Annotated in this window: 18 protein-coding genes; 10 read left to right on the forward strand and 8 right to left on the reverse strand. The window is 47.5% G+C overall.

Going from position 1 to position 22,490, the window contains the following annotated elements:
- Nucleotides 1–98 precede the first annotated feature (98 nt).
- From Q4Q49_RS01250 to Q4Q49_RS01260, 3 genes are all read right to left on the reverse strand, one after another.
- On the reverse strand, nucleotides 99–707 hold the full coding sequence (locus Q4Q49_RS01250) for a tRNA-uridine aminocarboxypropyltransferase (protein WP_126493491.1): 609 nt from the start codon (nucleotides 705–707) through the stop codon (nucleotides 99–101).
- A gap of 146 nt (nucleotides 708–853) precedes the next feature.
- Nucleotides 854–1,384, reverse strand: coding sequence for an NUDIX hydrolase (locus Q4Q49_RS01255; protein ID WP_126491847.1), 531 nt, complete (start codon nucleotides 1,382–1,384; stop codon nucleotides 854–856).
- Between the two features lie 272 nt (nucleotides 1,385–1,656).
- Complete coding sequence (locus tag Q4Q49_RS01260) at nucleotides 1,657–2,472, reverse strand: tRNA (adenine(22)-N(1))-methyltransferase TrmK (RefSeq protein WP_311998424.1); 816 nt, start codon at nucleotides 2,470–2,472, stop codon at nucleotides 1,657–1,659.
- Between the two features lie 267 nt (nucleotides 2,473–2,739).
- On the opposite strand from Q4Q49_RS01260, the gene Q4Q49_RS01265 reads away from it, so the two are divergent.
- From Q4Q49_RS01265 to Q4Q49_RS01275, 3 genes are all read left to right on the forward strand, one after another.
- Complete coding sequence (locus Q4Q49_RS01265) at nucleotides 2,740–4,872, forward strand: glycoside hydrolase family 97 protein (RefSeq protein WP_311998425.1); 2,133 nt, start codon at nucleotides 2,740–2,742, stop codon at nucleotides 4,870–4,872.
- A gap of 410 nt (nucleotides 4,873–5,282) precedes the next feature.
- A complete protein-coding gene (locus Q4Q49_RS01270) occupies nucleotides 5,283–6,203 on the forward strand; it encodes a helix-turn-helix domain-containing protein (RefSeq protein ID WP_311998426.1) in 921 nt (306 codons plus the stop codon).
- Nucleotides 6,204–6,240: 37 nt separating this feature from the next.
- Complete coding sequence (locus Q4Q49_RS01275; protein ID WP_311998427.1) at nucleotides 6,241–6,690, forward strand: carboxymuconolactone decarboxylase family protein; 450 nt, start codon at nucleotides 6,241–6,243, stop codon at nucleotides 6,688–6,690.
- An 84-nt stretch (nucleotides 6,691–6,774) separates the two neighbouring features.
- Here the strand turns inward: Q4Q49_RS01275 and Q4Q49_RS01280 are convergent, their stop codons facing one another.
- From Q4Q49_RS01280 to Q4Q49_RS01290, 3 genes are all read right to left on the reverse strand, one after another.
- Entirely contained in the window at nucleotides 6,775–7,782 is a 1,008-nt protein-coding gene (locus Q4Q49_RS01280) for a class I SAM-dependent methyltransferase (RefSeq protein ID WP_311998428.1), read from the reverse strand.
- Nucleotides 7,783–7,995: 213 nt separating this feature from the next.
- Complete coding sequence (locus Q4Q49_RS01285) at nucleotides 7,996–8,865, reverse strand: alpha/beta hydrolase (protein ID WP_311890844.1); 870 nt, start codon at nucleotides 8,863–8,865, stop codon at nucleotides 7,996–7,998.
- A gap of 161 nt (nucleotides 8,866–9,026) precedes the next feature.
- On the reverse strand, nucleotides 9,027–9,320 hold the full coding sequence (locus tag Q4Q49_RS01290) for a YciI family protein (RefSeq protein ID WP_311890843.1): 294 nt from the start codon (nucleotides 9,318–9,320) through the stop codon (nucleotides 9,027–9,029).
- A gap of 536 nt (nucleotides 9,321–9,856) precedes the next feature.
- On the opposite strand from Q4Q49_RS01290, the gene Q4Q49_RS01295 reads away from it, so the two are divergent.
- The 3 genes from Q4Q49_RS01295 to Q4Q49_RS01305 all read left to right on the forward strand — a co-directional run bounded on the left by Q4Q49_RS01295 (nucleotide 9,857) and on the right by Q4Q49_RS01305 (nucleotide 15,977).
- Nucleotides 9,857–11,512 carry an MFS transporter gene (locus tag Q4Q49_RS01295; RefSeq protein WP_311998429.1) on the forward strand — a complete coding sequence of 552 codons (1,656 nt, stop codon included), beginning with the start codon at nucleotides 9,857–9,859 and terminating at the stop codon, nucleotides 11,510–11,512.
- Between the two features lie 258 nt (nucleotides 11,513–11,770).
- Nucleotides 11,771–14,347, forward strand: coding sequence for a glycoside hydrolase family 15 protein (locus Q4Q49_RS01300; protein WP_311998431.1), 2,577 nt, complete (start codon nucleotides 11,771–11,773; stop codon nucleotides 14,345–14,347).
- Nucleotides 14,348–14,792: 445 nt separating this feature from the next.
- Nucleotides 14,793–15,977 carry a hypothetical protein gene (locus tag Q4Q49_RS01305; RefSeq protein ID WP_311998432.1) on the forward strand — a complete coding sequence of 395 codons (1,185 nt, stop codon included), beginning with the start codon at nucleotides 14,793–14,795 and terminating at the stop codon, nucleotides 15,975–15,977.
- Between the two features lie 44 nt (nucleotides 15,978–16,021).
- Here Q4Q49_RS01305 and Q4Q49_RS01310 read toward each other — a convergent pair whose 3' ends face one another.
- Complete coding sequence (locus Q4Q49_RS01310; RefSeq protein ID WP_012089319.1) at nucleotides 16,022–16,864, reverse strand: helix-turn-helix transcriptional regulator; 843 nt, start codon at nucleotides 16,862–16,864, stop codon at nucleotides 16,022–16,024.
- A gap of 80 nt (nucleotides 16,865–16,944) precedes the next feature.
- Here Q4Q49_RS01310 and Q4Q49_RS01315 point away from each other — a divergent pair, with 80 nt between their 5' ends.
- From Q4Q49_RS01315 to umuC, 3 genes are all read left to right on the forward strand, one after another.
- Nucleotides 16,945–18,336: an SLC13 family permease gene (locus Q4Q49_RS01315; RefSeq protein WP_311998433.1), complete on the forward strand. Its 1,392-nt coding sequence runs from the start codon at nucleotides 16,945–16,947 to the stop codon at nucleotides 18,334–18,336.
- A gap of 272 nt (nucleotides 18,337–18,608) precedes the next feature.
- Nucleotides 18,609–19,028, forward strand: a complete 420-nt coding sequence (gene umuD / locus Q4Q49_RS01320) for a translesion error-prone DNA polymerase V autoproteolytic subunit (RefSeq protein WP_409373143.1) — start codon at nucleotides 18,609–18,611, stop codon at nucleotides 19,026–19,028.
- Nucleotides 19,025–20,299, forward strand: coding sequence for a translesion error-prone DNA polymerase V subunit UmuC (gene umuC / locus Q4Q49_RS01325; RefSeq protein WP_259544186.1), 1,275 nt, complete (start codon nucleotides 19,025–19,027; stop codon nucleotides 20,297–20,299). Before umuD ends, umuC begins: the two co-directional genes overlap by 4 nt.
- Before the next feature lie 182 nt (nucleotides 20,300–20,481).
- On the opposite strand, the gene Q4Q49_RS01330 is transcribed toward umuC, so the two are convergent.
- Nucleotides 20,482–21,639 carry a cupin domain-containing protein gene (locus tag Q4Q49_RS01330; protein ID WP_311998475.1) on the reverse strand — a complete coding sequence of 386 codons (1,158 nt, stop codon included), beginning with the start codon at nucleotides 21,637–21,639 and terminating at the stop codon, nucleotides 20,482–20,484.
- A 219-nt stretch (nucleotides 21,640–21,858) separates the two neighbouring features.
- On the opposite strand from Q4Q49_RS01330, the gene Q4Q49_RS01335 reads away from it, so the two are divergent.
- Nucleotides 21,859–22,485 (forward strand): 3'-5' exonuclease, encoded by a 627-nt coding sequence (locus Q4Q49_RS01335; protein ID WP_311998434.1) that lies wholly within the window; start codon nucleotides 21,859–21,861, stop codon nucleotides 22,483–22,485.
- Nucleotides 22,486–22,490 lie beyond the last annotated feature (5 nt).

The raw sequence follows: 22,490 nt of genomic DNA on the forward strand, positions 1-22,490 counted from the left end.
CTATGATTTAACTGACGGTGATTTATCTGTGGGTCAAAGCTAAAAGTCGTTAATTATCTATTCAAGCACTTCCTCGAACGCTCTCTCAAACATCGCAATCAAGTACGGCTATTCAATTCAGTAAATAGCGACGCTAATAGCGTCGCTTGTTCTGCTCTACCACACTGGCGCCAAAGCGCAATAATACATTCTGCAGTGCACAAGCCCCCTTCTTGCTGATTACGCCGCAATATAAAGGCGGATTCAGGCATAAGTGGCGGCAAACTGACTCGTGCAGCCGTTTTAAGATAGGGGCTCTGGCGCAGCATCTTACGTGCCTCCTGCCAGGTCGCATCTAAAATCACCACTTGGCTCGGCATTCGCTGTTCTGCTATCACTGTAGATTGCGCAGGCGCTAACAACATTTGTGCGTTCGAGAGTGCTGGCTCAGCTAAATCCGTATCTAAGGCATTATGATCAATGGGCACAGCGGGCTCAGTATCACTTGCAGGAAACAACAATTTAGCCTGCTGCGATGCCAGCATAGCCACTAAATCGTTATCAGGTGTAGTTCTCGACCAGACGATGCTTTTCACCTCTTCAGGGAATGCGGCTAACGCGAGTTGGCCGGTATTTGTTTTGCGGGTTAACTCGCGTTCGTGGGTCAATAAAATAATCTTCATTGCCTTCCTTGCTGCGGCAAAAGAATGAGAAATAGCCTTGTTCATCAACTTAATCATACAGAAGACCGAAGTGAATCCGCTTAAAAGATCAGGTTGAAATAACGACGTTTAATCGCTAACCAAACCCTGCTCACTCAGTTATGTGTGAAATAAAATCATAGATTAATGATATGATTTTAAAGCTATAAAACTTACAAACACTCCAACACTATCTTTTTTAGCAGAAAAGTTTCACGCTCTATTGATTGGCCTTTATGGGGATGATTGCGCTGAATATCTTCATTATGAGCGATGGCTTGATGAATATTGAGCCATTCAGGCCGCATGCCATTTTTTATCTCATGGGCTTCTAATCGAGTCTCACCTAAACCACGCTCGCCCAGTGCGGTGTCGATACGGCACACATAACAAAATGACTCCATGTGCACTACGTTCGCCCCTTCACGGTACCAAGGACGAAACTCTTCGTAACGACCAAAGGGGGCTAACACTTGAATGTCTAGGGCGCCGGTTTCTTCCTGTAGCTCACGGATCAGCCCGTCTTCGAGGCTCTCGCCGTCGTCAATTCCGCCGCCGGGTAAGCTGTAGTCGCGGTATTTTTGAGTATACAGCAGCAAAATGTCTTCACCCGATAACACAATCGCGCGGGCAGCTCTGCGATAAAAAACGCGTGCCGTCTGTAGGTTAACCGCTGGATCTTGGGTGGTTCTCAATAAACGCATAGTCTTAGCCATTTGCCGAAAAGGAGTCGCAGCATAAACGAAAATGTGCCAAATGCAGATCAAAAACTGTAGCAGAGGCAATAATCACACTCAGTCCCGTCCGAGTGATTGATAGGTTTTAGCGATTAGACTCTTGATTATTAACGGCTTAAGCTAAAATCGTTTTACCCATGATATTAACAACGAGATCGCGATGTATCCTTTATTTCGCCTGATTCTCATCGTAGTTGCTCATCTTTGGTGCCCATCGTAATGTCCAAGCGGAAAAATGCTCAAGAGCATTCAAACTCACTATGCTCACTTAAGAGCTGGGCCAATTGCTGCTGATAGGCATCAATAATCTCTGGTGTTTGCTTATGCGTGGGCATGCGTAGGTAATGACCAATCACCTGCGACAGATAACGCTGCGCTCGCGGCAAACTTGTTTCATCTAACGTCAGCCACATTAACGACCCCGTAGCACTGATAGGCAGACCATTTGGAGCCGCTATTGTACTGACATGGAGGATTTCGTAGAAACGTTGATTCTCTTCCAATAAATGTTCCGACTTAAGCCCTAGCCCTAAGGCAGTGAGTGATTGCCTGACATAGTAATTATGATGCACGGGACACAAAATAAATTCGAGGTACCGCTGTGGGTGCAGGGCTAGAATTGCCCGCACTAAGTCCACCAGCAGTTCACCACCCACACCAGCGATGATGATCAACTGTTTATCCTTGTCACTGGTTTGCACGAGCGGTAAAGCCGCAACATCAAGGCAATGCACTTGCCACTGAGTATGACAACTTAAATTTGGGTCTATGCCTAGGTTTAAGTGTGGGTCTATGTCTGGGTTTAAGTCTGGATCTGAGTGTGGCGCTAAGTTGGGATTTAGGCCTGATATGTCAGCGGGGAAGAAACGCTGCAAACGCAGTTCAAGCGCCTGCATCAGCGAAGGGACACAATCGACAAAGTGTACATGGCGGGCAGCGCTCCTTTCTAGCAACAGCATACCGAGCAAACCATGATCGCAGCAGCAATCCCAAATATGGTCGTAATGACCGCTGATCATGCTGTTTATCTGTTGTAAACGTTGGCTAATTTTCACGGTTTGACCTTACTGCTGTGGCTCCAAATACTATAAATCCCACTGTAAATCCCACGCTAAATTGCATTTTTAAGCAAAAAGAAAGCGCGCATATTACCCGAGTCAAAAGCAAACCACATCTTTTGTTCGTGCCCTCGCAGTGCTTCTCGTCACTTCTGTTACGCCACGCCTTAATGTGGTGAATACGTATGCAGGCCGTTGCGGTTAAAAAGCCATCGCCACTAGTATGCTGTGAGTCACATTCATTATAAAAACAAGGATCAAGGAATGTTCATCAAGACCAACCCTATTCAGTTTACTGGCCGTCACTTAACAAAGAGTCACGCTCGCCAGAGCTCATCACGCCAAAAGCTATCGCAAGCGCGATTAAGTCCTACACTTATCGCTCTTGCGGTTACGAGTCTCTTTAGTGCCAACGTATTTGCCAAAACCGTTACCGTCAGCTCACCCAACCAACAAATTCAAATCAGCTTGAGTGACGATACTGGCCGCCCCGAATATAAAATCGATTTTCACGGCAAGACAGTCATAGAACCGAGCCGCTTAGGCTTAGTTTTTCAATCCCTTGGCGAACTTGGTCAAGGATTGCAGATTAACAGCAGCGAGAAAAAAAGTGCCGATGACAAGTGGCAACAACCTTGGGGCGAACAGGAATGGATCCGCGATCAGCACAATCAACTGACCGCAGTATTAAGCAACGGCAAGGTGCAGCTCGAAGTCGAGTTTAAAGCCTTTGACGATGGTATTGGCTTTCGCTATCACTTAGCCCAACAAGCCTCCTTTCCCGCTAATTCGCCGATCTTAATCACAGACGAGTTAACCGAGTTCAATGTCGGCCAAGCCGATAAAGCCACCGCTTGGTGGATCCCTGCCCGTGGCTGGAATCGCTACGAATATTTGTATCGCACCACAGCGCTTAAAGAAGTCGATAGAGTCCACACGCCCTTCACCTTTAAACTCGCGAACGGTACGCACTTAAGTATTCACGAGGCCGCCTTGGTGGACTTTGCCGCCATGACCTTAGATCAGCAGCGCGATGGCAAGCTTAAGGCCGATCTCACGCCTTGGTCCGATGGCATTCGCGTCAAAACTCAAGTGGGCTTTTATACGCCGTGGCGCACCATTCAAATTGCCGACAACGCGACTGGGCTGCTCAATTCGCACCTTATCCTTAACCTCAATGAGCCCAATAAACTCGGCGATGTTGCTTGGGTAAAACCGGGGAAATACGTCGGTATTTGGTGGGGAATGCACTTAAATGAAAATACTTGGGGTTCGGGCCCAACCCACGGCGCCACCACCAGCGAAACCGAACGCTACATGGATTTCGCCGCTAAATATCAGTTTGATGGTGTATTGGTAGAAGGTTGGAATGAAGGTTGGGACGGCGACTGGTTCCATAATGGCGATCAATTTAGCTTTACTAAGGCCTATGCCGATTTCGATCTGCCCGCCATCACAGCCTACGGGGCGAAAAAAGGGGTGCGTTTAATCGGCCACCACGAGACAGCAGGATCAGTCACCCATTATCGCGATCAAATGGCTGATGCCTTTGCCCTGTATGAGAAGCAGGGGGTGACCCAAGTCAAGACGGGCTATGTCGCTGATGGTGGCCAAATCAAGCGTATCGATGACAAAGGCATTACCCGTCACGAGTGGCACGACGGCCAGTTTATGGTGGGCGAGTATCTGCACAGCGTCACAGAGGCTGCGAAACACCATATCAGCATCAATAGTCACGAGCCAATCAAAGACACGGGTCTGCGCCGAACCTATCCAAACTGGATCTCCCGTGAAGGTGCCCGCGGCCAAGAGTACAATGCCTGGGGTAGCCCACCAAATAGCCCTGAGCATACGGCCATGTTACCGTTCACCCGTATGCTCGCAGGCCCAATGGACTTTACCCCGGGGATTTTTGACTTAGCACCTAAGGGGTTGGATGCACAAAACCGTGTGCAAACCACCTTGACCAAACAGCTCGCCTTGTACGTTGTGCTCTATAGCCCAATCCAAATGGCAGCCGATCTGCCGCGCAATTATGAAAAGCACTTAGATGCCTTCCAATTTATCCGCGATGTGCCCACAGATTGGTATCAGAGTGTCGCGCTTGCCGGTGAAGTCGGCGACTATGTGGTCTTTGCCCGCCAAGCGAAGGATCAAGGTGATTGGTACTTAGGTGCACTCACGGATGAAACCGCGCGCAAGGTCACGGTCAAACTGGATTTCCTCTCCCCGAATAAACGTTATCAAGCGCAGATTTACCGCGATGGCGCAAAAGCCGATTGGAAAACTAATCCCTATGATTATGTGATTGAGACTAAAGAAGTGAGCGCTAAAGATAGCCTCAACCTCGTACTTGCCAGCAGTGGCGGTACGGCAATCAGATTCAAAGTACTTTAGAATTAGTATTTTAAATTTAGCATCTTAGGTTTCGCGTTTTAAATTCAGCATGTTAACGTTAGCGCGTTAACTGAGTGTTTGAGCGAGTGTAAAAATACAGAGTAAAAAACAGAAAGTCACCAAGGATGTACCTTGTCCTTGGTGACTTTTTATTGCCAAATAGCACCTGTTTATCCCAATACAAAACGTAAAAGTTAATCCCCCTCGAAGCGTCTTAGCTGATGTTGGCGTAAATTCAGTTCGTGCTCATTGGCCGACAAATCGGTATAAACCGAATAAACAGGCTGTAGATGCCCTCGCAAACTCACCCACATCGTAGACAGACCATGCCAGTCCAAGGCGAATGCGTACAAGCAACACAGGTGCAAAAATGCCTCAGTTAGATTAATCTGACCTTACTTTACTTGCTTATGGTGCTCAGCTTGCGATATCGGGCAAATTTATTAGAAATGCGCAGCTTTAAGCGTTTCGAAACTGAACTCGCGCACTTAGGCTTTAGCCATTTTCAACCCTTAGCGCCACTTCGCCCTTGGGTGCAGCGCTACTTTCATTTGCGCGTAGCGACGGATTTACCCCAGAGCATTGAACAGACATTTTATCCAGACGGCGGCACTAGCCTGCATTTCTATTTCCCAACGCCAACACAAACACTGACTCAAACGCTCAGCGGCGAAGAGCCTCAAGTATTGTTTCATTGTGGTCAGAGCCGACATTCCCACGCCTTTTTGCCAGGAATCGAGCTGATGACAGTTCGCTTTCACCCCGGCGGCGCGTTTCATTTACTCGGCATTGAACTGCAAGATATTCTGTCTACTTCATCAGTGACGACTATTGATGCGACGCAATTGCAGCTAACTGGATTGGAGCAACTGTTATCACAACTGGCGGAAACTAATCAGCCGGCCCAACGCATCGCCCTACTTGAGCACTGGTTGTTGCAACTCTCCCTGCGGCAATTTACTGCGGTGTTAACTCGACATAAAAGCGCTATGGTTGGCTTAGTGCAGGCGAATTTACCAAAGCTTATTCAAACCCAAACCAGTTTAGAGGATTTCTATAAGCAACTGCCCTTAAGTCGCCGCCAGTTTGAACGAAGATTTAAACAAGAAACCGGATTGTCGCCGGCGCAGTTACTGCAATTAAACAGAGTCAAAGTCGCCCGTAACCTACTCAGCCAATCACCTAACCTCAGCCTAGTGCAGGTTGCATTCGATTGCGGATTTTACGATCAAGCCCATCTACATCAACACTTTGTGCGGGTGACACAGCAAACTCCAGGGCAATACAAAAAGCGTAAAATGTCGCAAATCTCCAATCCTAGGTCGCGCTAACCGCTTAGATTGAAGCCTCAGCTTATAGGAGGCTTTTATGTCAGAACGTATACCACGCCAGCAAATTTATCAGCTACAACCCGCACTCGCCAAGGCACTGTTAAGCTTAGACAAAGCAGCCGGCGACTCCCACTTTACGCCATTACTGGTGCATTTAGTCAAGCTCAGAGCATCGCAACTCAATGGCTGCGCGTTTTGTCAGCGAATGCACGCCGAAGAAGCCAGAAGCGACGGTGAAGAACAGCTGCGTTTAGATTTACTTGCCGCTTGGCATGAGGTCGATGGAATCTTTAATGAACGGGAACGTGCAGCGCTGCTCTGGACTGAAACCTTAACCCAAGTTGCTACTGCACCAGTGCATGACAGTCATTATGCGGCGCTTGCAGAGCATTATTCCGAGAAAGAAATTGTCGACCTCACCAGCTTAATCATTGCCATTAATGGCTGGAACCGCATCGCGATTGCCTTCCACTTGCAACCCATATAGCAGCAAATAAATGAACAATAAAAAGGGCACCTAATACGGTGCCCTGTTTGTTGGTATTTCTATGCCGTTCGTATCGCTATGTCGTTAACTTAAGGTCAGCGCGACAATTTTAAGTGGATGATTGTCATCGAAAGATGGGAAATCTTCATGGGGATCGAGCCAAGTGTGCGCTGTGACTGTACGGCCTTGTTTTTCAACGCAGCGTACTAAACTGTCAAACCATGCTTGGCGCTCAACTTTCGCCACATTGTTGCAGCAAACGATAGTGCCACCGACTTTAGTAGCCATTAATGCAGGCTTAAATAAACCTTGATAATCATTGATCAAATCGACAATACCGAAAGCACTCTTGGCATAACGCGGTGGATCGAGGAACACGAGATCAAACTGGGTTTGCGGTAATTTTGGGAAGCTCGGTAATTTTTGATTGCGGCGCCCTCCCACACTTAAACCAGCTAATTGGCGCAGGGCCGGAAACGCATCACTCTGGACAAACTCACACACATTGGACACCTGATTTAGCGCCGCATTCGCCTTGCCCGTGGCTAAAGCAAAAGAAGAAAAATCGACGTTCATCACCCGAGTCGCACCGCCGATGGCTGCCGCAGTGCCAATGCCGCAGGTGTAGGAAAACAAATTCAGCACGGTTTTATCTTGGCTATTTGCCCGCACATATTCGCGGCCAATACGCATATCGAGAAATAGCAGCGGATCTTGCCCTTCGTGGCGCAATTTAGTGCTGAACTTGATGCCATTTTCCTGCATAACTCGCTCAGCACTCGCAATCTCTGTCAGTGACGGTGATAACGCGTTCAATACGCGGGAATTGCCTAATGAGCGGTCGTTATACACAATCGGCAAATCGGCCTGTTGCAGCAAAACGGCACTCACATCGGCTAACTCTTCGTCGGTTAAGGTCTGATGAAAACTCTGCACTAGCCAAGTATCGCCGTAACGGTCGATATTCAAGCCACTCACGCCTTCGACTGTGCCATGGAACACCCGAAAACAATCGGTTTGATCCTGTTCTGCTTGTTGTAAAAAATCATGGCGTTTCGCCAGAGCCGTCGATAACAGCGTTTGAATAGACATAAAAAGCGGGACTCGCGCAGCGGAAACCTGCGTAAGGTTTCAATAAGGAAAACGGCATGATAGCAAACTAGCACTCAGAATATCGGATAAATTCACCCTGCCAGTGCGAAAAACAGGCTTTAAAAAGTGCATACTAGGACAACGACCTAGCTTGATTGGGTTCATTCACTTTTTGGCTTTAGTCGTTACGGCTCAATGCATGCTCAAACTCACTTATGCCTCCCGTTTGCGATTCAATTCACTGAGTCCTTGATGGATAAGGCTTAAGCAGGCGGAGGGATCTTCTAACGGCAACAGATGCCCATATCGCTGATCTTCTAAAAATACCGTATTCGGTGTGAGCTGTTGCCAACGCTGCCAAGTCGCTTCAGAAAAGAACACTGACGGTTTCCCTCGAATGGCGACGCAGGGAAGCTTTATCTGCCGCAATATCGATAATACATTGGGCGGCTGGGTGTAATTATGCGCTTCCCACCGTTTAGGAAACTTCAACGTGAATTGGCCATCATTGTGTTGATAAACCCCGAATTGGGCTAAGGCAGCAAAAGCCTCATCATCAAAGCGTTTGTATAGCTTACTCATTTTGCAATATTCAAGGAAATGCTCACGACTTTCCCACACATCGCGCTTCTTTAAGGTGTTTTTGGCGGGCGCGGTCAAATTCATTAATGATTTAGGCATTAACTTGGCAAACCAAGCGATAGGGCGCGACACCATTGCAGGTTCAATAAGTATCAGTGCTTTAAACAAATCGGGTCTTTTGTTAGCGGCAAGAATGGTACTGGTTGCTCCCATCGAATGACCCATTCCGACAATTGGCGCACTGCAATGCCGCTCAATATGCAAGATCAAATCATCGGCATATAGCTGCCAATCTCGGCGCTTAGGCGGCAAACCTACATCGGGCCATGTCGGCCTTAACTCGAGTGCATTAAGGCTAAAGGCTTGCTGCAACTTGGCCAATAAGGGCGCATAAACACCTAATGGAAAACCATTGGCATGGTAGAAATGTACGCTTTCACCAGTATCAGAAAAGGTTTTAAAAACCTTAGCCTGTTGTAATTCAGTCCAAATTTGATCCATTAAATCCTACTTATCGCGTCCCAATTTTCTAGTTCAACGGATTCAATCGCACCAATCTCAGCCACTAGGCACCTTCCGTTCAAGCTACGAAATCTAGCGATGAAATCTAACGATGAAATCTAACCTGCCGATATTAGCCTCCACGACGGCCTAAAAGGTCATTAAATCACTTCAATTAACGACTCTAATCCGGGCGCGGTTTTAGTTGGCACAAACTCTATCACCTCAAACTCGGCAACATCGGCAATGCAGAACGGATCTTGCTGCAAAATGGCCTCTAGCGCCGCGCGACTGTCAGCCTTCGCGAGGATGACGCCGCCGGTTCGAGGCACCTTGCGACCCGAGGCAATAAAAGTCCCTGCGGCATAATACTGCTCAAGGTAGGCAATGTGCGCGGCTAAATGTAACTCCACTTCGGCAATAGGCTTTTTATAGGTGAGCGAAACAACAAACATAGGTATCCTCTTATTCACAAGTTTGGGGCATAGGGTTCCCCCAGCTGACTATATAGTGCGGTCCTCAAGTGTCAAATGAACTAAGCCTCCAGCAAAGTTAAAAACAGTCAACAGCAGGTTGCACCTCTGTTTACGTGTGGTTATCAACCCATGATGAATACGTATGTAAGCGGTTGTACCTAAAACCAAGGCAAGGCTACTATAAATCCGCTCGTTTCACCCTCTGCTTGTGGGGTTTGAGATGTGTGAGGTCGTTTCTGATAGGGTTATATACAAGGATTACTATCAGGCTTAAGTTCTTTCTGCTGACTGGCTTTGAGCCATTCTTTTGGACTGACTCGTTTTCATTAAGGTGTTAAGTCCAAATGTGAAATGAATTTATCGGCGAATATGCTTCTGAGGGAGAGGTATATTCGCCATTTTTTCACAGAGCAGACGCATTCATAATATGTGCGAAACCATCCATTGCTCGGCAAAACAATTAAAACAATAAGCACTCAAGGCAGACATACTGCCGGCAACAGAAAGGAAGTTCAATGTCTTCGAATCATCAACAGGCGAATCAACAAGATAGCCATCAAGCTCTCGTGCCTCAGGCGCCGCATTCATTCAAGCAACAACCTGAGCTGAATTTCTGGCAAATTTTTAATATGTGCTTCGGTTTTTTAGGCATTCAATTTGGTTTTGCCCTGCAAAATGCTAACGTCAGCCGCATTTTTCAAACCTTAGGTGCATCTATCGATGAAATCCCCATTCTGTGGATTGCCGCGCCGCTGACGGGTTTGTTGGTTCAACCTATTATTGGTTATTTAAGCGATAAAACCTGGGGACGCCTTGGCCGCCGCCGCCCTTATTTTTTGATTGGTGCGATTTTTACCACTCTCGCCATTTTTATCATGCCGCACTCGCCTACCCTGTGGATTGCCGCGGGCATGTTGTGGATCATGGATGCCTCGATCAACATCGCCATGGAGCCATTTCGCGCCTTCGTCGGTGATAATTTACCGAAAAGCCAGCGTACCCAAGGCTATGCTATGCAAAGCTTTTTTATCGGCATTGGCGCTGTGGTCGCTTCGGCCTTACCCTATATTTTGACTCACTTTTTTAATGTCGCTAATACCGCACCAGCGGGTGAGATTGCCGACTCAGTGCGTTATGCCTTCTATTTCGGTGGCACAGTGTTATTGCTCGCGGTCACTTGGACTGTCGTATCGACAAGGGAATATTCTCCCGAAGAGTTAGCCGCCTTTAATGCTAAACAAATCGATGCTGAGGATGAAACCTTATCCCGAATCCGCAGCGCAAAAAAATATCAATTTGCGTCCTTCGTGTGGATGGGGCTCGGTGCCCTGCTCACCTTCGCTATTTGGGCGCAGGATTTAGACAAGCAACTGTATATCTTAAGCCTAGGGATTTTTGCCTTTGGTCCATTGCAACTGTATTGCGCGCTGCGTTTAGGTAATTCACACCCCGCTGAACGCCATAAGCTCGGCATGGTATTTAGCGTGGTCGATGACTTATTCCATATGCCCAAAGCCATGCATCAACTGGCGATTGTGCAGTTTTTCTCTTGGTTTGCGTTGTTTGCCATGTGGATTTACACCACAGCTGCCGTGACGTCTTACCATTTTGGCAGTAGCGATGTGTTGTCCCAAGCCTACAACGACGGCGCAGATTGGGTCGGCGTGCTGTTCGCCTCCTACAATGGTTTTGCCGCCATTGCCGCGATCTTTATTCCTATGCTGGCTAAGCGTATCGGTATCAAACTGACGCACACAGTCAATATGTTCTGTGGCGGTATCGGCTTGATTAGCTTCTTCTTTATTAAAGACCCAAGCCTGTTATGGCTGCCTATGATAGGTGTCGGTATCGCGTGGGCGTCAATATTATCTGTGCCCTACGCTATGTTGTCGGGCATGTTACCCCCGCAAAAAATGGGCGTTTACATGGGGATTTTTAACTTTTTCATTGTGATCCCGCAGCTTCTTGCCGCCAGTGTGCTGGGTTTAGTGCTCAATGGTCTGTTCGATGGTCAACCTATTTATGCGCTAATCACAGGTGGCATCTTGATGATGTGCGCTGGTATTGCCGTACTTTTTGTTGAGCAAGAGATTGTGGATCAAAATGGCCAAAGCGCCGCCGTAAATAGCAAAACCAACTTAACCACAAAAGACGCAGACAAAGTTAACTGACAGTTCACTAAGTGCTGTGGCGCTGAATAAGATGGCACTCAATTAAGTGCCATCTCCTTAAGTGAGGCTCTTTTAGATGCCAGGCCGTTAGATAACAGTCAGTTAGATGCTAGGTCTTTAGATAAGAGGTAGTTAGTCGGCATATAGCCAGATACATTAAGCAAGGTGAACTTGGCCTGTTGGCGATTCACCGCAGCATGAAGCTTTTATATCAATTCAATCACTATAAAAATATAACCATTATTTGGGGAGAACGAGATGGAATCGAGTCCTACGCCGCAGCAGGATCTGCACACTAGCCAAACCCGTCACGCACAAACGTTAACAAGGCGCAGCCGCCTAGCGCTTGCCGTCGCCGCAAGTCTATTAGGGACAATAGGATTCACTGCTTGTTCACCCACATCGAATTCAGCAACACCAAGCATGAGTGGCAATGCCGCATCAAATGTGCAGCTGGTTGCGCCCGGCGCACCGGGTAAAGCACCGACTTGGGCATTTTCGGGTAAAACCGGTATTGGAACGTCGTACGAGCCTTACACCCAAGGTCAATACCAAGATGCCAAGCAGAATCCTATTAGCCGCGTTTGGTTCTCCCTCGCCCAAGGTATTTTAACCGAAACCATGTATGGTCTTATTCACAATGCGCAGCTCAAAGAACTGCAATTTGTGATCACGGGAAATGGCTTTGTCGATACAGAAAAAGATAACACCATCAGCAGCATAGAATATTTAGATACCGATGCTAATGGTCGCCCACAATCCCTTGCCTATAAAATTATCAATAAAGATATTGAAGGTAAGTATCAGATTGAAAAGCATATCTTTACCGATCCTGACCGCGACACCCTAATGATGCGCGTCACCTTTACCGCCTTTGAAGACGGCATTACGCCGCATTTGTATGTCAATCCGCATATCGATAACGCGGGCGCCAATGATATCGGCCGCATCGACACTAATACAGACAATCATACCAACACACATGCTGGCAATCAGGCGCTGGTGGCCTATACCGCCGCCAAAGACAGCAGCGTGATGACGGTCAAATCCGAGCTGAATTTTGTGCAGGCAACGACAGGCTTTGTCGGTGTCTCCGATGGTCTAGCCGATTTGGCCGATAACGGCAAACTCGATACACCCTATCAAACGACCAGTACGCAAGATAAATCGACCGTTGGCAATATAGCTTTTACTGCGAGTTACCCTACGCTCATCAAAGCCAAACCCGTCACTTTTAATCTCGTCATCGGTTTTGGTAAAGATGGAGCACAGAGTTTAGCCAATGCCGATGCCACTTTGGCCGCAGGTTATGATGCTGTGCTGAGCGCCTATAAAGGCGATGCCACCCATGTCGGCTGGCACGATTACTTAAGCTCGCTGCCCGCCATCGCAAACATGGCCAACAACACCACAGATAGCGGTAAGCTGCTGTATACCAGTGCTATGGTCTTGAAAGCGCAGGAAGATAAAACCTATGCGGGCGCACTTATCGCCTCGTTATCCAATCCTTGGGGCGATACGGTTTCAGCAGCCGTGCCGAGTACTGGCTATAAAGCGGTATGGCCGCGTGACTTTTACCAATGTGCCATGGCATTCCTCGCCATGGGTGACACCCAAACGCCCAAAGTGGCCTTCGAATACCTGAAAAAAGTGCAAGTGACCGAAATGACGCCCGGCTTTACGGGTACGCCGGGTTGGTTCCTGCAAAAGACCCATGTGGATGGCCAAATTGAGTGGGTTGGTGTGCAGCTCGATCAAACCGCCATGCCTATCATGCTCGGCTGGAAACTCTGGCAAGCGGGTGTGCTCACCCCTGATGAGATCAGTCACTGGTATCAAGAGATGCTCAAAGGTGCTGCAGACTTCTTGATCAGTGGCGGTGAGGTCAATCTGGATTGGAATCACACTCAAATCGCCCCGCCAAAAACCCAGCAAGAGCGTTGGGAAGAACAAGCGGGTTACTCACCCTCGACCACGGCCGCAGTGATCGCAGGTCTTGTTGCCGCGAGTGAAATAGCCAAAGAAGCCAAGGATCCCGACTCCAGCAGCCGTTATCTTGCAGCCGCCAAAGACTTAAGTAATAGTTTAGAAAAACACTTAGTCACCACCCAAGGACTACTAAAAAACAGCGCAGGCGTCAGCGCGCCTTACTATTTACGTTTAAGCCCGAATGGCGAGCCAAACACCGCCGATACACTGGCGGCGAATAACGGTAAGCAAGGTTTAGATCAGCGTCAGATCCTCGATGGCGGATTTTTAGAACTAGTACGTTATGGCGTGCGCGGTGCAACTGATAAGCTGATCAATCAAAGCCTTCAATTGATTGATAACACTGAACTTGACTCTAATTTGCGCCTTAAATATGAGTTTACCGCTAAAGATGGCAGCAAAATCCCAGGCTTTAGACGTTATGGCAACGATGGCTACGGTGAGGATACGGTTTCTGGCAAGAACTATGCGGAGTCGGGCAGCAACAGCGCCGATCAACGTGGCCGCGTCTGGCCCTTCTTCACCGGTGAGCGCGGTCATTTTGAATTAGCACTCGCCCAAGAAAAAGGCGAGCTAACAGGCAATAACTCGCAGCAAACCAAGCAGCAGTTGATCAACACCTATGTGCAAGGCATGGAAACGTTTGCGAATGCGGGCATGATGTTACCCGAGCAAGCGTGGGACGGTGTCGGCGATGCCACCCGCTACCATTACCAACTCGGACAAGGCACTAACTCAGCCACGCCGCTAGCCTGGACCCATGCCGAATACATTAAACTGGTGCGCTCAATGACCGACGGCCAAGTCTGGGATAACTACCCTATCGTCCCAGCGGCATTGAAATAACGAGTTGAAGTGGCTTTTTGAAATAGTGTATTGAAATAGCGCATTGAAAAAATGTGCTGAAATAACACACTAAAACAGCGCATGAGCTTAACGATGCTTTAGCTTTAATAAATTAAGGGCTAGAACAACTCACAAATGTTGTTCTAGCCTTTTTTATATCTGGCTGTGACCTGTCAGACTCATTTTATAGAATTAATGCCCTTTTCATACTGAATTAAAGATGCATATCACCGAGTTCATTCACAACCAGTGTACAGTGCGCAAAAAACAGACGAAGAATAGCCCTGTTATGCTAACAACATCCATCAAACCTGATGAAAGTTGCGGTGATCTTTTACATATATTTTTTTAACATTCAAATCCCTTCACAGGCTGACTTCCCAAGCAACCAAATCGTGTTACATTATGTAATTAATGGCGGTTTAATTTGTTAACAGGATTTTTAATGCGACGTTTTTTGCGGGTAATGAAATGGATTTTAATCTCTCTATTATGTATTCCTGTCAGTTTATATTTCATTCTTCTGCTTATAAATTTTCGAGACAGTCCACCTTCTGAACTGGCACAAAACTACTTAGCCGACATCGCGGAAAATGATAATGCACTATCAAATCACCTTAACGATAATGCTTATGTATTTGTACTCGGTTTTGATGTCAGCAATACTGCTTCGCCAATGGATGTTGGACTAGAACGCCTCAAGAAGTTACAACACCTCGGGGTTATGGATAAACCTCAAGATAACCAACAAATCCGTTTTGAAAAGCCCCAATTACCGCTTGAACAATGCATCAAAGAAGATGATTTTCTCTCCAGCTGTAATGTAATGCTTAAACAAGAGAACAATCTTAACGCCTTACTCGATGAATATAATTGGTTAATCGTCCGCTACCAGCAGCTGCTTAATATCGGTACTTGGCAGGATGGCAGCCAATTTAATGTTTTTACAGATAGTATGCCCTTTACCCATCTGTTAGCAGCACAAAAACTCTATCTGTTTAATGTACTGACCGATGCCAGCACTATGGATCCCCTACAAGTCGCCGAGGCAATCAACCAAGATATGCTATTTTGGCAACGGCTATCAGCAAGCACTCATATGCTTATCGGTAAGATGATGAGTAATGCTGGAATGGAAGCGAATATGAAACTTGGAGAGTTGGTAATGAGTCAATTGCCGCATTCACAACTAATCGAGGCGTTACCACCAAGCTGGAAGCATGCACTGTCACCAGAAGTACTTTCGTTTGACAATGTAAAAAGGGGCGAATGGTATTACTTTACCCAGATAACCAGAGCGACACAGGTCACTAGTGATACTGACATAAATACAAAGCTAATAGAGTGGTTACTGCTACCATTGATGCAACACCAAGATACCGCCAATCGTTATGCCGCGCTCCTAAACGACACGGCTCCCCTGAATGAATGTCCTAGCAATTTATCAATCGATACTTTCAGCCAATACATCTATAACCCCGTAGGGAAATTCATACTCTGCTCTGGCATTATTTCATTAACCCCTTACCAAGAAAGGTTTAACAGACTTGAGCATCAACGAGCGGAGCTTGTTACTCGACTCCCACAAGATAGCACGAATATTAACTCCACTCTGACTGGCCAATTATAAGAATCGATATACAAAACATAGATATTTGTTATGGCTGACTCAGTTTATTCTTGCGCGGGAGTAAACTGATTTTTCCTGTTTTTCATCAGCTTATGCTGCGGATAATCTTGCGGCGTGCAACCAAATTGCATTTTAAAAGCCGCACTGAAACTGCTGACGCTCAGATAACCTAGACTATGTGCCACCCTAGTCGTGCTCTCTCCTTGGCTTAAGCTTTCAAGCGAATTTAACAAACGAAACCTTTGCCGCCATTGTCGATAAGTGAGCCCAGTTTCAGCTTTGAATAGTCGTTCAATCGTTCTCACACTCGCGCCGCCCATTTCGGCTAACTCGGTCAGGGTGTAATTCACTGTTGGGTGCCGGATCAACTTTTGGATCAAGCGGCTGAGTCTTGGATCTGAGCCTGCGGGTAAATGAGCATCTAGGCTGTCCAGAGTTTCGAGCTCATCAATGGCAACCAAACCCAGCCGATGCAGTTGTCCACTGCCTAAAAGGTGTGAACTCTCACAGAGTTTGAGCACCAGTTCGCGCATCAGCGCTGTCATCGTCACCATCACCACTTTTGTATCCTGTGGCCTAACATCATAGCTAGGATCAATATAGATATTGCGAGTGTGGGCGTGGGTTTCGCTGTTCACTTGATGGGGCAAATTGCAGGGGATCCACACCGCATGGGTTGAAGGTACCACCCAGACGGCATTGTCGCTGCGGACACGTAACAAGCCTTTCGCGGCCCAAAGTAGCTGCCCCCGCGGATGAGAATGAGGCTCGATGCCCGCTTCCGCCGCCATATTGCGAGTATGGGTTAGCACAGGTCGATTGGCATCTGTGATAAACGCCACGTCACTGGGCGTTAATAATGTCGCTTTAGGAACAGGTTTTGACATATTACCCTCTTAAAACGCCAAACTAAGTCAGCTATCTTAGTTGGCATCTTTTACGTATTCAACCCAATAGGTCGGTAAACATGAAACGTTTTATTGACGTTAAACCGCTAGCGTTTTTCAGTGCACTGTTGATCGCTACTTTACTTGCACTTTTTCCGCTGAGTCAGCATCCCGCGGTGTTTTCCTATAGCGGTGGCGTAGTATTAGTGACCTTAATGTTTTGGAGTACAGGTTTTTTCCCGCCCTTTATGGCGGGATTAATATTTTTTGCCCTTGCGACTATTTTCAAACTCATTGAGCCGAGTGTACTTTTTTCAGGATTCGGCTCGACTGCGGTGTGGTTAATCATTTCAGGGTTTGTGATTGGCAGTGCCATCACTCAGTCTGGTTTAAGTCGCAGAATGGCCAGTTTGATTGCCCCCATACTGACCTCAAGTTATCCACGCTTGATTGCGGGTTTGGTCTTTAGTGCCGTGCTGCTTGGCTTTGTGATGCCCTCATCCGTTGGCCGTGCGGTGGTCATGGTGCCAATTGGTATGGCGTTAGCTGAGCAAGTCGGTTTTGCTCGTGGTAGTCATGGGCGGATAGGCATTGCGACCGCCTTGGCACTGGCGTGTAACATGCCCAGTTTTGCCGTGTTGCCCGCGAATATTCCCAATATGATATTGGCGGGTTCCAGCGAGAATCTATTCAATATCCATTTTGGTTATACCGAGTATCTCTTACTGCATTTTCCAATCCTTGGTTTGCTCAAATCGATATTGATTGTGGCGCTAGTCGTCTTCCTATTTCCTGCAAAAATAGATGAAAATCGGCCTGAAAGCGTCATTGAAACAGAAGCTTATAATCTTGGTATGCAAAAGAAAGTCACAGTATTACTTGCGATAACTTTACTGTTTTGGGCGACAGATTCACTGCATGGGATCAATCCGGCGTGGGTTGGACTGACCACCGCTATCTTGTTATTGCTCCCCAAATGGGGAGTGCTTGAGCCTAAGAGTTTTAATAGTTCGGTGGATTTTGCGACCGTCATTTTTGTCGCGGCGGCCTTAGGTCTGGGAGCATTGGTCAATCAATCTGGACTTGGCACTGCGCTAGGTCAACTGTTCAGTGAATGGCTACCATTGCAGCAAGGGGCATCGTTCCTGAATTTCATGTCGTTATCGCTGATGGGGACGCTGACGGGATTAGTGGCAACGGTTCCAGGTGTGCCGACAGTGTTGTCCCCCATGGCGGCAGATTTTGCCAATGCAACTGGCTTCTCCACCCCTGCGGTATTAATGACGCAGGTGATCGGTTTCTCAACCGTGATTTTTCCTTATCAGGTTGCCCCGTTGATTTTGGCGATGCAATTATCCCAAGAGCCCTTAAGCAAACTACTTAACATCACCTTACCGCTGGCGGCAATCACTCTAATTGCACTTATCCCACTGGATTATCTGTGGTGGCTATGGCTCGGTTGGATTAACTAAATTGCGTTAGCTAAAGCGGGTTAACTAAATTAAATTGACGAAACACTCACCCTTGGCGGTATTGACGCCGCCAAGGGTGCTTTAGAGCAGGCATCATCAATTGCCCAGCACCTCGACACTCATCGCTCGACAGCGCATACAATCAGCACACAGCTTACAACAAGTGCATCTTTGCGCTTGGGTCGATAACACAACTGTCTCCACATAAATTCTTTCGATAAGTTTCATTGTTAGACTATACTGTTCATACGTACAGTATATTGTGATTTATTATGATGATCCTAGGCCGCTTCGCCAAACATACCCAATATCGGCTCTCGCTATTTAGCTCCTTGATTGCCGCAGGATTTCCGTCACCAGCCCAAGACTATGTAGAACAAACATTAGATCTCTATGAGTTATGCATCAAGCACCCAGCCGCCACGTTTTTTGTCAAAGTCCAAGGGGATTCGATGATCGACGCGGGGATTTTCTCCGGTGATATTTTAGTGGTGGATCGCTCATTACAGCCGGCCCACGGGGATACCGTTGTCGCAGCAGTCAACGGCGAGTTTACCGTAAAGCAATTGCAACTGCGCCCTGTGGTGCAATTACTGCCACGTAATGCCTTATTCTCCCCGATTGCCATCAATGATGAGTCTGAGTTAAACATCTTTGGGGTGGTAACCAACGTGGTGAAAAAGCTCAAATGACGCCCTCACTATTCGCACTCGTCGATTGCAATAATTTTTATGCCTCCTGTGAGCGGATGTTTAGGCCAGATTTAGCTGGCAGGCCGATTGTAGTGTTATCCAACAACGATGGCTGCGTCGTCGCCCGCTCGGCAGAGGCAAAACAACTTGGCATCAAGATGGCGGTGCCTGTGTATCAAATCGCAAACCAACTCCGCCAGCATCACGTTGCGGTATTCTCCTCCAACTATGCACTCTATGCCGACATATCAAATAGAGTCATGACCACCTTAGAACAAATGGTACCGAAAGTAGAAGTGTATAGTATTGATGAAGCGTTTTTAGATCTTTCTCGTCTCGATAAATGCACTGATATTCATCAGCTTGCACTTAATATTTATCACCGAATACCGCAGTGGATTGGGATCAGCGTTTGCGTCGGCATTGGACCGACAAAAACCCTCGCTAAACTGGCAAACCATGCCGCGAAACGTTATCCCGCGACGCGGGGCGTGGTTGACTTGCGCGACCGTGAACGCCAACGACGACTGATGGCGCTTATCCCTGTCGACGAAGTCTGGGGAATAGGCCGTAGGCTTACAAAACGCTTGAACATCATGGGTATAAATACCGCGTTGCAATTGGCGGATGCGCATCCCAAGCTTATCCGCGACACCTTTTCTGTCACCGTCGAGCGCACGGTACGCGAACTTAACGGCATTGCCTGTAATGACATACAAGAGGTCGCCGCAACTAAGCAACAAATTATCAGCTCCCGCTCCTTTGGCAGCCGTATTGATAATTTAGAAGCGATGCAACAGGCAATCAATGAATACACTTTTAGGGCCTGTGAAAAACTGCGCTCCGAGCGCAAATACGCTAAAGCGATGTCAGTATTTGTCCGTACTAGCCCTTTTAGCGATGCAACTCCCCAGTACAGCAAATCGCTGTCGGGCAGTTTAGTTCGCCCCAGCAATGATACGCGGGATTTTGTCACCCTTGGCCAAAGCCTACTGCAACGCATTTGGCGTGAAGGTCATGCCTATGCAAAGGCCGGTGTCATGTTAGGGGATTTTTTTGGTGCTGGCGTGTTTCAGCTTGGATTATTCGATGACGTCACGCCTAGGCCTAAAAGCAAAGAGTTGATGCAGTTACTCGATAAAGTGAACCACAGCGGTCATGGAAAAATTTGGTTTGCAGGACAAGGTATTGACCCGACTTGGGGAATGAAGCGTGAGCAGCTTTCCCCTCGTTACACCACCCAATGGGCACAATTGCCCATAGTGAAATAATCAACAAATCCAGTTGCTAAATGGCCGCCTGCGAATTACAGACCCCACCTAACTCTACACTAACTCTAAAATCCATATAGCACTAAAACCCATCTAGATCTAAAAAATATATAGCGCTAAGCCCCGTCGGGCGTTAACGCTAAAGCGCTATTAACATATACCAAGCTTTGTCTCATTTCGCCTTAACACTCCTCATCGCTGAGATCTTCAAAGTACCAGTAGCCTAGATTCACCCACTCGGTAAGTTGCGTGACCAAATCAGCATGGGCTAACCAAGGGGCTAAGGCAGCTTTATCCAACTGATTACTATCACATAGTAATGGGATCACTGCGGCCAATTCGGCTGAAAGCTGATACTTATCACCATTAATATAGACAACACCCTGTGCCACATTGATATCAAAATACAAACAGCGCAGTCCGCCGAGGCGAATAAGCGGCTGCTCATCAAGCCAAGCGAGCACTTCGTCTTGCGTGATGTCCAATGGCTCATCGGGTAAATCTAAGGCGCATTTTGACTGAGTTAAATAGCGGCCCGAAAACTCGCTCACCAGTTCATCGGTCAACATATTAGTCAGTTGGGTGCGTAATCGCGCTAAATCGCCATTATCGACACAGCCACTACGGGTGGTCAGCTCACGGTCTGGATCTTTAATTTGCTGTGCGCCTAAATCCTGCTCAGACAAATGATCGGCCAAAGCACTTATCATATCTTTGGCGGAGGCGGTGCGATAACCCACTGAAAAACTTAACGACTGTTCTAAGGTTATGCCGTCATGGGGGAATCCAGGGGGAATATAAAGGATGTCGCCAGGCAACAACTCAGTATCGATAATCGGGTCAAAGGCTTCGGTGTGCAGCAAAGCGGGATGGGCGGCAAACTCTTTGTGCGGCCCCAGATCGCCCACACGCCAACGGCGACGTCCCGAGCCTTGGCAAATAAACACATCATACAGATCGATATGCGGCCCCACGCCACCACCTGGCGTCGCAAAACTCACCATCACATCATCTAAACGCCAGCGCGGAATAAAATCAAAGCATTGGATCAAGGCCTCCGCATCGGGCACCCAGTTATTCAAGGCTTGCACGATCAGAGTCCAATCCCGTTCACCGAGATGATCGTAGGAATCAAAGGGACCAAATTCCGCCTGCCATTGACCAGCTTGTTGGTACACCCGCCGAGATTCCACCAGCTCATCCATGGCTAAGCCAGCTAATTCTTCGGGCGAAACTAAATCTTGAAAATGCTTGAATCCTTGGCGGATCACCAAGGGTTTTTTCTGCCAATACTCTGCTAGAAATTGCGCGGGCGTTAAGCCGTTAATATCGAGTTGCATGGGTTGCTCACAAACCAAACTGTTATTCATAGCAGCAAATGCTAACAGGAAGCGAAACCAAGAAAGCTCGACCGGATCAACAAAGCATTAAGTCTTTTGTCAGCATCAATGTGATAGTGAATTTACTAACGTATTGAATTACAATCGGCTTATCAAAAAGCATTTCGCCACAAACAGCGCTAATGCTGACACATCATTAATTGAGTCCATGTAAGATCTATGCCTACATCAGCTGCTAACACTTTGGTCGTGCTCGACTTTGAAACTACGGGGCTGTCGCCCAATCAAGGGGATCGCGCGATTGAAATCGGGGCTGTGCTGATTGAAGGCGGCGTGATCACCCAAAGATTTTCTGAGTTAATGAACCCAGGATTTAGAATAAGTCGCTTTATTGAGGACTACACAGGGATCAGCAATCAAATGCTCAGGGACGCGGCGCCCTGCAATGAAGTGATGGCGCGTTTTGCGGACTTTATCGCCGATCACAATTTAGTTGCCCACAATGCGGCGTTCGATCAGCGCTTTTTAGATGCGGAGTTTGCCCAAATTCGCCATCGTTATCTTGGGCAATTTGGCTGTTCCTTGCTGGTGGCGAGACGTTTGTATCAAGCGGCACCCAATCATCAGTTAGGTACTTTAGTGCGCTATAAACAGTTACCAACCGATGGCACTTTTCACCGCGCCTTAGCCGATGCCGAAATGACCGGCCATTTGTGGCTAGCTATGCTGGCAGACCTTCAACAAGAGTTCGGCGTCAATGCCCCCACCTTCGAGTTACTGCAAAAAATCGCTAAGAAAACCAAAGCAGACGTACCAAAATTTTTGCGTCAATACGCAGGCAAGTGATCTAA

This window comes from Shewanella sp. SP1S1-7 (assembly GCF_031932105.1).
Classification (GTDB): Bacteria; Pseudomonadota; Gammaproteobacteria; order Enterobacterales; family Shewanellaceae; genus Shewanella; species Shewanella baltica.